Here is a 15,089-nt window from a genome sequence, read left to right on the forward strand (position 1 = left end):
GTTGACCGGGCGCGAGAGAGGTCGTCCGCAACGGCGATGAGGCCACGGGGCCGTGCCTACGCTGAGGCACACGTCCGGCCGGAAAGGGGCCGGAGCCGAGTTCCGGGGAGGGCCGTGCCGTTCCATGATCTGCTGCACCTGGCCGCGGTGATGCTCACCGCCGTCGCGGTCGGGGTGCATCCGGGCTGGCGTGACCGGCCGCGGTTGCCCCGACTGACCGGCTGCGTCCTCATGCTCGTCGCGATGGTGGACGTGGCCTATCTGGGGCTTCTGAGCGTCGTGTTCTGGGTGCCGCTGCTGGTGCTGTCGGCCATCGCGCTGTCGGCGCTGAGCCGGCGGGAACGGCAGGGCTGCGTCGCCACCCTGCACGACAGCCTCGGGCTCCTCGTCATGGCGGTGCTCCTGCTGTTCATGCACCCGGCTGCTGGTCCCGGCATTCCGTCCGAGACGGCGCATGCGGGCCACGCGTCCGCGGGAGGGCTGCTGTGGGTCCTGACGGTCGTGCTGGTGCTGTGCCACGTCGCGGGTTCACTGTGGGGCGTGGCGAGGGCCCCGGGGTCCGCGGTGCGCGGTCAGTACCTTCTCATGGGCGGAGCCACGGCGCTCATGTCCGCCGCGGTCCTCGGCTGATCCGGGCCGGGGCTGGCTCAGCGTTCCTGTTCGGCCAGATCGGGCGTCCCGGACACCGGGTCCTCCATCGTCCGTCCGCCGCCGCGCTGAGCCGCCGCGCCGGCGAACACCACGAGGGCGATCCCGAGCATCTGCATCACGGTGGGCATCTGGCTGAGGATCAGCAGGCCGATCAGGATGCCGAACGCCGGCTCGATCGCCAGAAGGGTGCCGAACGCCGTGTGATTCATGCGGCGCAGCGCGAGCATCTCCAGGCCGAACGAGATGACCGGCGTGATGAGCGCGATCCCCGCGATGACCAGCAGCAGCACCCAGTCCAGGTCGCCGTCGAGCACTTGGGGAAGGCCGACGGCGGTGGTCGCGACGGCGGCGACCGGGATGGTGAGCGCCAGGCCGCTGATGCCGGAGAACCGGTCGCCGACCAGCTGGGTGAGCACGTTGTACAGCCCCCAGCAGGCCCCCGCCAGCAGGGCGAATCCGACACCCAGCAGGTCCACGCCGCCGTGCCATGGCTCAGTGAGCAGCACGACGCCGAGCAGCGCGATCACGGGCCAGAGGAGCGCCTTGCGCTGTTTGCCGGCCAGCCCGGCGACGGTGAGCGGACCGAGGAACTCGATCGCCACGGCGGTGCCGAGGGGGATCCGTTCCACGGCCGCGAGGAAGAACGTGGTCATGAACCCGGTGACGACACCCAGCGCCAGCAGCTTCGGGACATCCTGACGTGTGATCGAACGGAAGGACGGCCGCGCGATGAGCAGGAGGAAGACGGCGCCGAAACACATGCGCAGCCAAGCGGTCCCACCGGGTCCGATGTGCTCGATGACCCCGACCGACAACGCGTTCGAGATCTGGATCATGAGCATGGCGGCGATCGCCATGGACCAGGCGGGGATCCGCACGGTGCCGTTCCGGGTGGTCATGATGCTCCGTTCGTGGGTGGTTCGAGTGAGTAGTTGAGAGGGGGTGCGGAAGCACGGGGTTCTGAAGCGCAGTGGCCTGAAGCGCGGAGCCCCCTGCGGGGGTCGTCGCCGGCACAGCGCCGGCGCCTTCGAGCGGCCCCCAGGCGGCGCCGCCGCCTGCCGTCAGCCGTGCTCCGTGTCGAGCGTCCGCGGGGTGCCGACGCCGGGTTCGTGGACCGTGAGGAGGAAGCGGGCGGGGTCAGCGTGGGGGTTCCGGTAGGAGTGATCCGAGTCGCCGAAGAAGGAGAGGGCGTCGCCGGCGCCGAGTTCGTAGCTCTGCCCGTCCACTGTCACGACGATCGCGCCCACCTGCACCTGCAGGAGTTCACGGGTGCCCTCGGAGTGCGCTTCGCTGACGTGGAGTTCGCCGGGCGCCAGGGTCCAGTCCCAGAGTTCGACCACGTCCGGCGGCTGCGTGCCGGCGACCAGCACACCCCGGCCACCGGCCGCTCCGGTCCAGAGGACCGCCCCCTCCCCGTGCCGCGTCACTTTCGCCGCGCGGGTCGCGGGCGGCTCGACCAACGCGGGGAGTCCGACGCCGAGTGCGTCACTGAGCCGCAGCAGGGTGCCGACACTGGGGTTCACGGAGCCCTGCTCCACGTTGACGACCATGCGGCGGCTCACGCCCGCGGCGTCGGCGAGCTGATCCAGGGTCCAGGCGAGGGCTTTACGCTCCTGCCGGACCCGGGCGCCGATCGCCTGTGCCAGTGATTCCGCCGCTTCATCCATGAGTGCATCATAGTGCACGAATCGTGCACTATGGAAGGATTGCTTGCGATGCGATACCCCCTGGGGGTATGTTGAACTGGAGATACCCCCAGGGGGTATGATCATGGTGAAAGGGGAACCACATGAGCAGCACCGCCACCGAAGTCGAACTCGACATCACCGGGATGACCTGCGCCTCCTGCGCCAACCGGATCGAGCGCAAGCTCAACAAGGTGGACGGAATCGAGGCCACGGTCAACTACGCCACCGAGAAAGCCCGCGTCACGGCGCCCGGAGGTTTCGACGTCGCGCTGCTCATCGGCACGGTGGAGCAGGCCGGTTACGGCGCCACCGTTCACGAGGAGGAGGCTCCTCAGGACGACACGGAGCTGAACTCCCTGCGCCGCCGTCTCTGGACCTCCGTGGTGCTGGCGGTTCCGGTGATCGTGCTGTCGATGGTCCCGGCGTTCCAGTTCACCGGCTGGCAGTGGGTGTCCCTGATCCTGGCGACGCCGGTCATCCTCTGGGGCGCCTGGCCGTTCCACCGGGCGGCCTGGACCAACCTCCGCCACGGCGCCGCCACCATGGACACCCTGGTCTCGGTCGGCACGCTGGCGGCCTACCTCTGGTCCCTCTACGCACTGTTCTTCGGCCACGCCGGCATGCTCGGGATGCGCCACGAGTTCTCGTTCGCCATTCAGCGCAGCGACGGCGCCGGCAACATCTACCTGGAAGTCGCCGCCGGGGTGACCATGTTCCTCCTGGCCGGCCGGTACTTCGAAAAGCGCTCGAAGCGCCAGGCCGGCGCCGCGCTGCGGGCCCTCCTGGAATTGGGCGCCAAGGAGGTGACGGTCCTGCGCGACGGCGGCGAGCACCGCATCCCCGTGGCGGAGCTCCGCGTGGGGGATGAGTTCGTCGTGCGGCCCGGCGAGAAGATCGCCACTGACGGCAGCGTGGTGGACGGCGTCTCGGCCGTGGACGCCTCGATGATCACCGGCGAATCGGTCCCGGTGGATGTCGCACCCGGCGACGCCGTCGTCGGCGCCACCGTGAACACCTCGGGCCGTCTGGTGGTCCGGGCCTCCCGCGTCGGCAACGACACTCAGCTCGCTCAGATGGCCCGCCTCGTCGAAGACGCCCAGTCCGGCAAAGCCGAGGTCCAGCGGCTGGCGGACCGGATTTCCGGGGTCTTCGTGCCGGTGGTCATCGGCATCGCGCTGCTCACCCTCGCCGCCTGGCTCCTGCTGGGCCAGCCCGTCGCCGCAGCGTTCACCGCCGCAGTCGCCGTCCTCATCATCGCCTGCCCGTGCGCGCTGGGTCTCGCGACGCCGACCGCGCTCCTCGTCGGCACGGGGCGCGGCGCGCAGCTCGGCATCCTCATCAAGGGCCCGGAGGTCCTTGAAAGCACGCGCCGCGTCGACACCGTGGTCCTCGACAAGACCGGCACCGTCACGACCGGGAAGATGGAACTGGACCAGGTCCTGACGGTCAGTGGGGACCCGGCGGACCGCCTGACCGCGCTGCGTCTGGCCGGAGCCCTGGAGCACGCGAGCGAGCACCCGATCGCCCGGGCGATCGCGCGCGGGGCCGAGGCGGAGGCCGGGGAGCTCCCGCCGGTCTCCGGGTTCCGGAACGAGCAGGGTCTCGGCGTCCGCGGAACGGTCGAGGGCGTGGGCGTCCTCGCAGGCCGCGAAGCCTTCCTGGCCGCGGAGGGGCTGACCCTGCCCGAGGAACTCCGCCGCGCCAAGGTCGAGGCGGAGGCGCAGGGGCGGACCGCCGTCGTCGTCGGCTGGGACGGTGAAGTGCGAGCGGTACTGACCGTCGCCGACCGGCTCAAGCCGAGCAGTGCCGACGCGATCCGCCGGCTCAAGGGTCTCGGCCTCGAGCCGGTCCTGCTGACCGGTGACAACGAGGCCGTGGCGCGCACCATCGCCGCCGAGGTGGGGATCGAGCGGGTGGTCGCGGAGGTCCTGCCGCAGGACAAGGTGGACGTGGTGCGCGGGCTCCAGGCCGAAGGGCGCGTGGTGGCGATGGCCGGCGACGGGGTCAACGACGCCGCGGCGCTCGCGGCCGCCGACCTGGGCCTGGCGATGGGGACCGGGACGGATGCGGCCATCGAGGCGTCCGACCTCACCCTCGTGCGCGGCGACCTGCTCGGAGCCGTCGACGCGATCCGGCTCTCGCGGGCGACGCTGCGCACCATCAAGGTCAACCTGTTCTGGGCGTTCGCCTACAACGTGGCGGCGATCCCGCTGGCTGCGCTCGGACTGCTGAATCCGATGATCGCCGGGGCGGCCATGGCCTTCTCCAGCGTGTTCGTGGTGGGGAACAGTCTGCGGCTCCGGCGGTTCAAGGGCGCTCTGGCTTCCAGGAACGCCGTGTCCTGACCCTCGCGCGCCATCTGCGAAGGACCCGTCCGGTGATCGGACGGGTCCTTCGGCGTTTCTGGGGAGTGGACGGGCCTATCGGTGTGACGTGGAACACGCTATAGTACCGAATGTTCGGTAAGTAATACTGCGCGCCCTTGAGCTGGAGGAGTGAAGCATGCAGGACCTGACTCCGCGTCCCGATGAGCTGGACCCCATCGAGACCGCTTCCGTCGATGAGCTGCGGGCGCTGCAGCTGGACCGCCTGAAATGGACGCTCCGTCACGCCTACGACAACGTCCCGCACTACCGGAAGGCCTTCGACGAGGCCGGGGTCCATCCAGAGGACCTGACCTCCCTGGAGGATCTGTCCCGCTTCCCGTTCACCAGCAAAGCGGATCTCCGGGAGAACTACCCGTTCGGGATGCTGGCCGTGCCGCGCGAGCAGGTGGCGCGGGTGCACGCCTCTTCCGGGACCACCGGGCGTCCGACCGTGGTCGGCTACACGAAGGACGACCTGGCCATGTGGGCCACGGTCATGGCCCGCAGCATCCGGGCCGCCGGCGGCCGCCCGGGGGACATGCTGCACAACGCTTACGGCTACGGCCTGTTCACCGGCGGCCTCGGCGCACACGCCGGCGCGGAGCACTTGGGCTGCACGGTGGTGCCCGTCTCCGGCGGCATGACCGAGCGCCAGGTGCAGCTCATCCAGGACTTCCGACCGGACATCATCATGGTCACCCCGTCCTACATGCTCGCGGTCATCGAGGAGATGGAGCGCCAGGGTGTCGACCCGCGGTCCACCTCCCTCAAGGTGGGCATCTTCGGGGCCGAACCGTGGACCAACGACATGCGCCGCGAGATGGAGGAGCGCCTCGACATGCACGCCGTGGACATCTACGGGCTGTCCGAGGTGATCGGTCCGGGGGTGGCCAGCGAGTGCGTCGAGACCAAGGACGGGCTGACGGTCTGGGAGGACCACTTCTACCCGGAGATCGTGGATCCCATCACCCTGGAACCGGTGCCGGAAGGCCAGGAGGGCGAGGTGGTGTTCACGTCCCTGACCAAGCAGGCCATGCCGATCATCCGGTACCGCACCCGCGATCTGACGCGGCTTCTGCCGGGCACCGCGCGCACCATGCGCCGGATCGAGAAGATCACGGGTCGCACGGACGACATGATCATCCTGCGCGGCGTGAACCTCTTCCCCACGCAGATCGAGGAGCTCATCCTCCACACCCCGGAACTCTCGCCCCATTTCCAGTGCCACCTCTCGCGGCAGGGCATGCTGGACGAGCTGACCGTGCGGGTCGAACAGCGCGACGGCGTCACCCCCGGAGCCGCGCACGCCGCGGCGATGACGCTGAAACGACTGGTCAAGAGCAAGATCGGCGTCACGGTCGCCGTCGACGTCGTGATCCCGGGCAGCATGGAACGGTCCAACGGCAAGATGCGCCGGATCGTCGACAGCCGCCCGAAGAGGTAGCTTGCGGGGCTGATAGTTTCGGTGCATGGAGATCATCGCTCGTGTCGACCTGGGGGACGGGTCGCTCTCTTTTCCTCATCCTCCGACGGTCTGCCTGCGCGCGGACGGGTCCGTCCTGGGTGTCGTCACCGTGCAGGACCGCGGCGTCTTCGGGCTGGCGCTCGTCCGCGTCACGACGGCCGGTGAGGTCACGCGCCTGCCGCTGCCGGAGGGGGCCTTCGGCGCACAGCCCGTGATCGTCGACCGCGAGGCGGCCGGCGTCGTCGTGCTCGTGGATGATCGGACCGCGGTGGTGACCGACGGCGGCCTCGGCACAGCAGAAACGGTCTCGATCGCTGGGACGGAGGCCGTTGCGGAGCATGGCCGTCAGTTCCCGGTGGGCGGCATCGCGCGACCGGCGGCTGACGGTTCGTGGAGCGTGATCCTGTCCGATCCCGTGACGTTTCAGAACGCACGGACCGTCGCCGCGCTCCGTGTCGAGGACGGCATCCTGGCCTGGGAGGGGACCTCGCTGCTGCACGGCAAGGAGTTCCCGATGGCCGGCGGGCGGACGACGACGGCGCCGGGCGGAGCGAAGGCGCCCATCGTCGGCGACGTGGTCGAGGTGGACGGCACGCGCTACGCCGCGGCTCAGGGCAGCGACTCCATGAGCCTGCTGAAGTACGGCTCCGACTTCTTCACTCTCGCCGCACTAGACGACGGCGGTCACGTCGCCCGGCGGGTGTTCGAGGAGAGCGGCTGGAAGAAGATGCCCGGCAAGCACGGCATTCGCGCCCGCTTCACCTCGGACGGCACCTCCGCCATTCTGACGCCGGTGTTCCGCAGCGGCGAGTGGAAGGGGCGGCAGCGGCTCATGGAGCTTGAGACCGGAGCGCTGAGGGAGGTCCCCACGGTGCGAGGCGCCGCCGGGTTCGGGCTGGTCGATCTCCGGGGCGAACTCGCGCTCCTGGCATCCGACAGCGAAGTGCTGCTCGTCCGTGGGCTGCTGGGGGCGCTTCCGAACGCAGCTTGACCTTGCACTTTCTCGGGGCTCAGGGTGCTGCGAGCCCGAGAAAGTGCAAGGTCAACGGCGGCGTGGCGTCGTCAGGCCGGGGACTGCGGCGAGGTCGGGGGTGTGGCGGCGGACGGACCGCTGCCACAGCACGACGACGACCAGGCCCGCGCAGGCGAGCAGGAACCCGTTGACGAAGCCGAGCGGTCCCCACGACGCGGCGTAGAGCCCCATGCTCACCACATAGGCGAGCCAGTTGAACTTCCGTGGTGCGGTCATAGTCGCCATGCTACGACCGCCACGCCACGTGCGGCACCCCCCGGGGAGCCAGAGTTCCAGGTTGACCTTGCAGTTTCTCGGGGCTGGATGGCTGTATGCCCGAGAAAGTGCAAGGTCGACGGCGAAGTGAGGTCCCGTGGCCTTTCGACGAAGGTCAACTCTCGCTGCGGTGCTGATCGATCCCGTAGGCTCAGGGTTCGTGGACCACTACAGAACCCACCCGAGTCGGGTGACAGCTTGGGATGGTCAGGCGCTGGTGCCCTGGCCGGAGACCACGACCGCGACGGGAACCGTATGGTTCTTCCAGCCCGGCCAGGACGGCGATGCCGATTCCTGGGAGGGACTGAATGGCCGGATCGAGGAAGACGGGAGTGCCACCGTCCTGGGCGTTCCGGCGTATGTGCATGACCTCAATCTGGGAGACCGGGTCTCCGTCGTAGAGAACGGAGATGCTTCCTGGGTCGCCACAGGACATGTGCATGATGCGGGCAACGACACGTATCGGTTTTTCCTGCGCGACGCGGAGGACGAATCGATGTGGCGCCCATTGTCGGAGGAGTTCGCACAGCGGGGATGCCTTGTGGAGGTGCTTTCGCCGCGCCTCGTTGCCTTGTCATCCGGGCGGAGTGACTCCCAAGCGGTTGCTGATCGATTGGCGTTCCTTGAAGCACAAGGTGTTCTCGTCTACGAAACGGGACGGATGCACCGCAAGAACCCCGGCTGAACCGGGGCACAAAGTACCGAGCTCTCCAGGAAAGCCTGGGGGTCGCCCCCGACCTTGCAGTTTCTCGGGGCTGGACGGCCGGAAACCCGAGAAAGTGCAAGGTCGACGGCGCGGGCCGGTCATCGCACCCGGGCCCGGCCCCTTAGCGCGTCCGGATGCCGTCCAGCAGCAGTGACAGGACCTGGTCCGCGAGCCGTGCTGCGCCGTCGTTCGATCCTGCTCCGTCGTTCAACCCAGCGCCGCGGGTGCGCCCTGCGCCCTCGCCCCGCTCCGGGCGGTACCACTCGCGCACCGAGTTGATCATGCCGAACACGAGGCGTGCCGTGGTCTTGGCGTCGACGTCGGAGCGGACGCCGCCCTGGTCGATCGCCTCCTGGACCACGGCGGCCACCGCGTGGTTGTACGTCCTTCGCTGCTCCAGCGCCCAGCGCTCCGTTTCGGTGTTGCCGTGCACGTTGAGGAGGAGCGTCACGTAAGGGAGCCGGTCCGTGAGGATCTCGATGTTCCGGCGGATCAGGAACCGCAGCCGGTCGATCGCCGGGCCGGTGGTGGCCTCCGGCTCGGTGATCGTGGCCATGAGCGGCTCAAGCGCCTTCTCCAGACCGAGCCGGAGCAGCTGTTCCTTGCTGTCGATGTGGTGGTAGATCGAGGACTTGGAGAGCCCGGACGCCTGGGAGAGGTGCTGGAAGCTCGTGCCGTCGTAGCCGCGTTCCGTGAAGACCCGCACCGCCACGTCCAGGAGACGGTCCAGGGTGTAGGGCTCGCGGGCCGCCGGTTTTCTGTCGGCGCTTCTTTTCTCGGGAATCCTGTCTTCGACGGTCTCCTGGGTGCGCATCGGATCATCTTCCCACGGTGCCGCGTCAGCCAGCGGCGGGCGTGAGTTCCTTCGCCACGAGGGTCAGCACATCGTAGGTGGCCACGGTCTCGCCGTCCTGATTCCGCACCACGGCATCCCAGCGGACCTCGCCGTAATCGGCGGAGTTCCGCGGCGTGATCTGCTTGACGGTGAGCTCCACGGCGATGGAATCCCCGGCCTTGACCGGCGTCAGGAACCGCAGGTGGTCCACGCCGAAGTTGGCGAGCACCGGCCCCGGGTTCGGCTCCACGAAGAGGCCTGCGGCCAGCGACACCACGAGATAGCCGTGCGCCACGATCCCGCCGAACAGGGGGTTGGCCGCTGCGGCCTCCGGATCGGTGTGCGCGTAGAAGCGGTCGCCCGTGAACTCGGCGAAGTGGTCGATGTCCTCGAGGGTCACCGTGCGCGGCGCCGAGCTGATGCCGTCTCCGATCCTCAGTTCCGCGAGGCTCTTCCGGAACGGGTGCACCTCGCCCACGTCGCGGCGGGAACCGGTGGTCCAGCGCCCGGTGATGGCGGTGATCATGTCGGGCGAGCCCTGGATGGCGGTGCGCTGCATGTGGTGCAGGACGCCGCGGATGCCGCCGAGCTCCTCGCCGCCGCCCGCGCGACCCGGACCGCCGTGGACCAGCACCGGCAGGGGGCTGCCGTGCCCGGTCGACTCGCCGGCGTCGTCGCGGTCGAGGACCAGCACGCGGCCGTGCCAGGGCGCGAGGCCCAGCGTGACCTCGCGGGCGATCCGCGGATCGTGCGTCACGAGCGACGCCGCCAGGCTGCCCTTGCCGCGGGCCGCCAGGGCGATCGCCTCCTCCGTGGTCCGGTACGTCAGCACCGTGCTCACGGGACCGAAGGGCTCGACGTCGTGCGGCTCGCTCGCGCCCTCGCGCGCCTTCAGGAGGACGGGGGAGAGGAAGGCTCCGGCCTCGGCATCGGCGCCGACGGTGTCCACCCGGTCCGGATCGCCGAACACGACATCGGCCCCGCGCCGCAGCTCGTCGATCGCCTTCCGGACCTCCTCGCGCTGCTCGCGGCTGGCCAGGGCGCCCATGCGCACGGACTCGTCGGCCGGGTCGCCCACCACGGTCTTCGCCAGGCGGCCGCTGAGGGCCCGGATGACGGCGTCCGCGAGGTGCTCGGGCACGATCGCACGGCGGATCGCGGTGCACTTCTGGCCCGCCTTGACGGTCATCTCCGCCACGACGCCCTTGACGAAGAGGTCGAACTCCGGGTCCTCGGGTGTCACGTCCAGGCCCAGGATGGAACAGTTCAGGGAATCGGCCTCCACGCCGAGACGCACCCCGCGTTCCAGCACGGCCGGGTGACGGCGCAGGAGGTCGGCCGTGGACGCGGAGCCGGTGAAGTCCACGGAGTCCTGCTCGCCGAGGTGGTCGAGGAGGTCGCCCGCGGAGCCGCTGACCAGCTGGAGCGACCCTTCGGGCAGGATGCCGGATTCGATGATGCGGCGCACCACGGCCTCCGTCAGATAGGAGGTCTGGCTGGCCGGCTTCACGATGCTCGGCAGACCGGCCAGGAAGGCCGGGGCGAGCTTCTCGAGCATGCCCCAGACAGGGAAGTTGAAGGCGTTGATCTGAACCGCGACGCCGGTCCGCGATGTGTAGAGGTGCTGGCCCACGAAGGTGCCGTTGCGGCTCAGGGGCTCCACGCCGCCGTCGAGCATCACCGTGTCGTTGGGCAGTTCGCGGCGGCCCTTGCTCGCGTAGGAGAAAAGGGTGCCGATGCCGCCGTCGATGTCCACGAAGGAGTCGGGCTTCGTGGCGCCGGTGCGGAAGGACAGGGCGTAGAACTCGTCCTTGAGTCCGCCGAGGTGCAGAGCCAGTTCCTTGAGGAGGAGCGCGCGTTCGTGGAAGGTCAGGCGCCGCACGGCCGGTCCGCCGACGTCGCGGGCGTGGCGCACCATCGCTGCGTAGTCGAGGCCTGTGGTGGACACCCGCGCCACTTCCTCCCCGGTGACCGCGTCCAGCAGCGGCTTCCCGGCGTCGTCGGCGCGGAACCAGTGTCCGGCGGCGTAGCTCTCCAGCAATGGGCTCATGGGAGGTCCTCTCGTGATCCGGCGATGCTCTCGACCCGCCCTCGCCCGGCCCTTCCGGGACCATTGCGCAAGGGGTGTGTCCTGTGCCACAGTAGTACAGAATGTTCGGTCAGTAAATAGAGCGAACCCTCCAGGAGGTGCCATGTCATCCGCAGTCGCCGAGCCGCAGCTTGAGGCGGAATTCGAAGCCATCGTGGGCCATAAGGACCGGATCGAACCCCGGGACTGGATGCCCGAGGCCTACCGGAAGACCCTGATCCGTCAGGTCGCCCAGCACGCCCACTCGGAGATCATCGGCATGCAGCCGGAGGGGAACTGGATCGGGCGCGCGCCGTCCCTGCGCCGCAAGGCGATCCTGCTGGCCAAGGTCCAGGACGAGGCCGGTCACGGGCTGTACCTCTACTCCGCCGCCGAGACCCTGGGCATCTCCCGTGACGAGCTGACCGAGCTGCTGATCTCCGGCAAGCAGAAGTACTCGTCCATCTTCAACTACCCGACGCTCTCCTACACCGACGTGGGGACGATCGGCTGGCTCGTGGACGGGGCCGCCATCTGCAACCAGGTGCCGCTCTGCCGGACGTCCTTCGGACCCTACGGCCGTGCGATGATCCGCATCTGCAAGGAGGAGTCCTTCCACCAGCGTCAGGGCTACGAGCTCCTCATGACCATGATGCGCGGGACCGAGGAACAGCGGGCCATGGTCCAGGAGTCCGTGAACCGTTTCTGGTGGCCGGCGCTCATGATGTTCGGCCCGCCGGACGACGCGTCCCCCAATACGGCGCAGTCCATGGCCTGGGGCATCAAGACCCACACCAATGACGAGCTCCGCCAGAAGTTCGTGGACATGTCCGTTCCGCAGGCCGAGGCGCTGGGTGTGACGTTCCCGGATCCGGAACTGCGCTGGAACGAGGAACGCGGGCACTACGACTTCGGCCAGCCGGACTGGGAGGAGTTCTGGTCCGTGGTCAAGGGCGACGGGCCCTGCAACGCCCAGCGCCTGGCCCACCGCAAGCGGGCCTGGGACGACGGCGCCTGGGTGCGGGAGGCCGCCCTGGCGTTCGCCGCCAAGGAGGCCGGAGAGGCCGAGGAGACCCTGAAGGCTCAGGCCGAGGAGGCACAGCGATGACCGGGCAGATCCGCGCCGAATGGCCGCTCTATGAGGTGTTCATCCGCGGCAAGCGCGGCCTGAACCACGTCCACGTCGGTTCCGTGCACGCCCCCGACGGTCAGATGGCCCTGCGCCATGCGCGGGACGTCTACACCCGCCGCAATGAAGGGGTGAGCATCTGGGTGGTGCCCTCAGCGGACATCATCGCCTCCAGCCCGGAGGAGAAGGACCCGCTCTTCGCCCCCAGCGGGGACAAGGCCTACCGGCATCCCACCTTCTACGACATCCCGGACAACGTCCCCCACATGTGAGGGGAGGAGGACAGCTCATGAGCGAAGTGCACATCCAGCCCGAAGGCGAGCATGACAACGCCTACGCCGGTCTCCTGGTCAACGATGCCCACTGGGCGTTCGGGACCGACTTCGAGGACCCGCTCGCCGGCGTCGACACCACCGTGCCGGAGGGCGTGGACCCCGCGGAACTCGCGGCATACTGCCTCATGCTCGGCGACGACGCCCTCGTCTTCTCCCAGCGGCTTTCCGAGTGGTGCAGCAACGCCCCGGATCTGGAGGAGGACATCGCCCTGGCCAACATCGCGCTGGACCTCCTCGGCCAGTCCCGGCTGCTGCTGGCCCGGGCCGCCGCCGCGGACCCGGCCATGGTCCCGGCGCTGCCCGAGGGTTCGCCGGTGCCGGACGAGGACCGGCTGGCGTTCTTCCGTGACGACCAGCAGTTCCGCAACGTCCGGCTCGCCGAGCTTCCCACGGGCGACTTCGCGGAGATCATAGTCCGCGTGCTGCTCTTCGCCACGTGGCGTCTGGCCCTTTTCGAGCGCTTGAGCCGCAGCCGCGACGCCGTGCTGGCCGCGGTCGCCGCCAAGGGAGTCAAGGAGCTCAGCTACCACCGGGACTACGTGGGCCGCTGGTTCCTGGTCCTGGCGCAGGGCACGGACGAGTCCCGGAGCCGGATGCTCGCCGCGCTCCAGGGCCTCTGGCCCTTCACCGGCGAACTGTTCACCCCGCACGCCGTGGAGCGGTCGCTCGCGGCGGCGGGCGCCGGCGTCGACCCCTCCGAGGCCGAGGCCGAGGTGAGGGGCGTCCTGGAGCACGTCTTCGACGCGGCCCAGGTGCCGGCTCCGCACGGTGGATCACTGGCAGGGGTCCAGGGCCGTCTCGGTCGCGACGGGATGCACACCGAGGCACTCAGCAGGATGCTCGCCGAGATGCAGGTGGTGGCGCGCGCCCACCCGGAGGGACGCTGGTGATGGCCGTGGACACCCTCGAACGGGCCTGGGCTGCGGCCGCCCGCGTGGTGGACCCCGAGCTGCCCATGCTCACGCTGATCGACCTGGGCGTGCTGCGGGACATCGCGGTGGACGACGACGGCGCCGTGGTCGCCGCGATCACCCCCACCTACTCGGGGTGCCCGGCCATGGCCGCCATGCGGGACGATCTGCTGCGCGAGTTCCAGGACGCCGGCTTCCAGGACGCCCGGGTGCGGGTGGCCCTCGAACCGGCGTGGACCACGGACTGGATCACCCCCGAGGGCCGTGCGGCGCTGGCCGCCGCCGGGATCTCGCCCCCGGGGACCGCCCCGCGCCGCAGCGGACCCGTGACCATCAGCCTCCTGCCCACCCGCCGCGCGGTGCACTGCCCGCAGTGCGGGAGCGCCGACGTCGAGCTCAGCTCCGAATTCGGCTCCACGGCCTGCAAGGCCATGTACCGCTGCCGGGCCTGCCTGGAGCCCTTCGACCACGTGAAGGAGATCTGACATGACGCTCATCGCCGATCCGGATACCGGAAGCCGGACCGCCTTCCACCCGCTCACGGTCTCCTCGGTCGAGGCGCTCACCGACGATTCCGCCGCCGTCACGTTCGCCGTGCCGGAGGCACTGCGGGAGCTGTTCGCCTTCGACGCCGGTCAGTCCCTGACCCTCCGCCGGGTGATCGACGGAGTGGAGCACCGGAGGACCTACTCCATCTGCTCGCCGGCCGGCGCCGCGCCCCGGATCGGTGTCCGGGAGATCCCGGACGGGCTGTTCTCCTCGTGGCTCGTGCGCCAGGTCCGCCCGGGGGACACGGTCGAGGTGCAGCCTCCGAGCGGGAGCTTCCGAGCCGATCCGCTGCAGGCCGGACGTCACCTCTGCATCGCGGCGGGATCCGGGATCACCCCGATGCTCTCCATCGCGGCCACGATCCTGACCCACCCGGACTCCGAGGTCACCCTGCTGTACGGCAACCGGACCACGAATTCCGTGATGTTCGCCGAGGAGCTCTCCGACCTCAAGGACGCCCATCCGCGGCAGCTGGATCTCATCCACATCCTGTCCCGCGAGCCGCGGGACGTGGAGCTGTTCTCCGGACGACTCGACGCCGAACGCCTCCGCCGGCTCCTCGGCGTGCTGGTGCCCGTGCAGGACATGGACCACGTGTGGCTGTGCGGGCCGTTCGCCATGCTCACCGAGGCCCGCGAGGTGCTCGAAGAATTGGGGGTGCCGCGCGAGCGGATCCATTTCGAACTGTTCTATGTGGATGAGCCGCCGCCCCAGCTCCGGCACGCCGACCGCGTCGCCGAGGGCGTCACGAGCGAAGTGACGGTGGTCCTCGACGGCCGCACCACCACGACCGCGATGCAGCGTGACATGTCCGTGCTGGACTCGGCGCAGCTGGTCCGGACGGATCTGCCGTTCGCCTGCAAGGGCGGGGTCTGCGGGACCTGTCGCGCCAAGCTCTGCGGGGGAGAGGTGGACATGGTCCGCAACTACGCGCTGGAGCCCGCCGAGATCGCGGCCGGCTTCGTCCTCACCTGCCAGAGCTACCCGGTGAGCGAGGAGCTCACCGTGGACTTCGACGCCTGAGGCGCGTCACCGGCGCGAGCCGCCCGGCCTCAGCAAACACCCGCCCCAGCAAACACCCGGAACACGACAGGAGCA

Annotated in this window: 15 protein-coding genes; 10 read left to right on the forward strand and 5 right to left on the reverse strand. The window is 69.5% G+C overall.

Annotation, left to right across the window (positions count from 1 at the left end; all coding sequences use genetic code 11):
* Positions 1-114: 114 nt before the first annotated feature.
* Complete coding sequence (locus tag P9849_RS04400; protein WP_278268477.1) at positions 115-630, forward strand: hypothetical protein; 516 nt, start codon at positions 115-117, stop codon at positions 628-630.
* Positions 631-647: 17 nt separating this feature from the next.
* Here the strand turns inward: P9849_RS04400 and P9849_RS04405 are convergent, their stop codons facing one another.
* Complete coding sequence (locus tag P9849_RS04405) at positions 648-1,550, reverse strand: EamA family transporter (protein ID WP_278268478.1); 903 nt, start codon at positions 1,548-1,550, stop codon at positions 648-650.
* Between the two features lie 162 nt (positions 1,551-1,712).
* A complete protein-coding gene (locus P9849_RS04410; protein WP_278268479.1) occupies positions 1,713-2,318 on the reverse strand; it encodes a helix-turn-helix domain-containing protein in 606 nt (201 codons plus the stop codon).
* A 122-nt stretch (positions 2,319-2,440) separates the two neighbouring features.
* Here P9849_RS04410 and P9849_RS04415 point away from each other — a divergent pair, with 122 nt between their 5' ends.
* From P9849_RS04415 to P9849_RS04425, 3 genes are all read left to right on the forward strand, one after another.
* The gene (locus P9849_RS04415) at positions 2,441-4,684 is read left to right on the forward strand and encodes a heavy metal translocating P-type ATPase (RefSeq protein ID WP_278268480.1); all 2,244 of its coding nucleotides are present in this window, start codon (positions 2,441-2,443) and stop codon (positions 4,682-4,684) included.
* A gap of 157 nt (positions 4,685-4,841) precedes the next feature.
* A complete protein-coding gene (gene paaK / locus P9849_RS04420; RefSeq protein WP_278268481.1) occupies positions 4,842-6,149 on the forward strand; it encodes a phenylacetate--CoA ligase PaaK in 1,308 nt (435 codons plus the stop codon).
* A gap of 25 nt (positions 6,150-6,174) precedes the next feature.
* Positions 6,175-7,161: a hypothetical protein gene (locus tag P9849_RS04425; protein ID WP_278268482.1), complete on the forward strand. Its 987-nt coding sequence runs from the start codon at positions 6,175-6,177 to the stop codon at positions 7,159-7,161.
* A gap of 51 nt (positions 7,162-7,212) precedes the next feature.
* Here the strand turns inward: P9849_RS04425 and P9849_RS04430 are convergent, their stop codons facing one another.
* Entirely contained in the window at positions 7,213-7,419 is a 207-nt protein-coding gene (locus tag P9849_RS04430; protein ID WP_278268483.1) for a hypothetical protein, read from the reverse strand.
* Between the two features lie 169 nt (positions 7,420-7,588).
* On the opposite strand from P9849_RS04430, the gene P9849_RS04435 reads away from it, so the two are divergent.
* Positions 7,589-8,143: a DUF4265 domain-containing protein gene (locus tag P9849_RS04435; RefSeq protein ID WP_278268484.1), complete on the forward strand. Its 555-nt coding sequence runs from the start codon at positions 7,589-7,591 to the stop codon at positions 8,141-8,143.
* A gap of 142 nt (positions 8,144-8,285) precedes the next feature.
* Here the strand turns inward: P9849_RS04435 and P9849_RS04440 are convergent, their stop codons facing one another.
* Positions 8,286-8,978, reverse strand: coding sequence for a TetR/AcrR family transcriptional regulator (locus P9849_RS04440; RefSeq protein WP_278268485.1), 693 nt, complete (start codon positions 8,976-8,978; stop codon positions 8,286-8,288).
* 25 nt (positions 8,979-9,003) lie between these two features.
* A complete protein-coding gene (gene paaZ, locus P9849_RS04445; RefSeq protein ID WP_278268486.1) occupies positions 9,004-11,049 on the reverse strand; it encodes a phenylacetic acid degradation bifunctional protein PaaZ in 2,046 nt (681 codons plus the stop codon).
* Positions 11,050-11,191: 142 nt separating this feature from the next.
* Here paaZ and paaA point away from each other — a divergent pair, with 142 nt between their 5' ends.
* The 5 genes from paaA to paaE are packed head-to-tail and all read left to right on the forward strand — an operon-like array spanning position 11,192 to position 15,014.
* Positions 11,192-12,175, forward strand: a complete 984-nt coding sequence (gene paaA / locus P9849_RS04450; protein WP_278268487.1) for a 1,2-phenylacetyl-CoA epoxidase subunit PaaA — start codon at positions 11,192-11,194, stop codon at positions 12,173-12,175.
* On the forward strand, positions 12,172-12,468 hold the full coding sequence (gene paaB / locus P9849_RS04455) for a 1,2-phenylacetyl-CoA epoxidase subunit PaaB (protein ID WP_278268488.1): 297 nt from the start codon (positions 12,172-12,174) through the stop codon (positions 12,466-12,468). Before paaA ends, paaB begins: the two co-directional genes overlap by 4 nt.
* 17 nt (positions 12,469-12,485) lie before the next feature.
* A complete protein-coding gene (gene paaC / locus P9849_RS04460; RefSeq protein WP_278268489.1) occupies positions 12,486-13,421 on the forward strand; it encodes a 1,2-phenylacetyl-CoA epoxidase subunit PaaC in 936 nt (311 codons plus the stop codon).
* Positions 13,421-13,927, forward strand: coding sequence for a 1,2-phenylacetyl-CoA epoxidase subunit PaaD (gene paaD / locus P9849_RS04465; protein WP_278268490.1), 507 nt, complete (start codon positions 13,421-13,423; stop codon positions 13,925-13,927). Before paaC ends, paaD begins: the two co-directional genes overlap by 1 nt.
* A gap of 1 nt (position 13,928) precedes the next feature.
* The gene (gene paaE / locus P9849_RS04470; protein WP_278268491.1) at positions 13,929-15,014 is read left to right on the forward strand and encodes a 1,2-phenylacetyl-CoA epoxidase subunit PaaE; all 1,086 of its coding nucleotides are present in this window, start codon (positions 13,929-13,931) and stop codon (positions 15,012-15,014) included.
* The last annotated feature ends 75 nt before the right edge of the window (positions 15,015-15,089 follow it).

This window comes from Arthrobacter sp. Y-9 (genome assembly GCF_029690065.1).
Classification (GTDB): domain Bacteria; phylum Actinomycetota; class Actinomycetes; order Actinomycetales; family Micrococcaceae; genus Arthrobacter_E.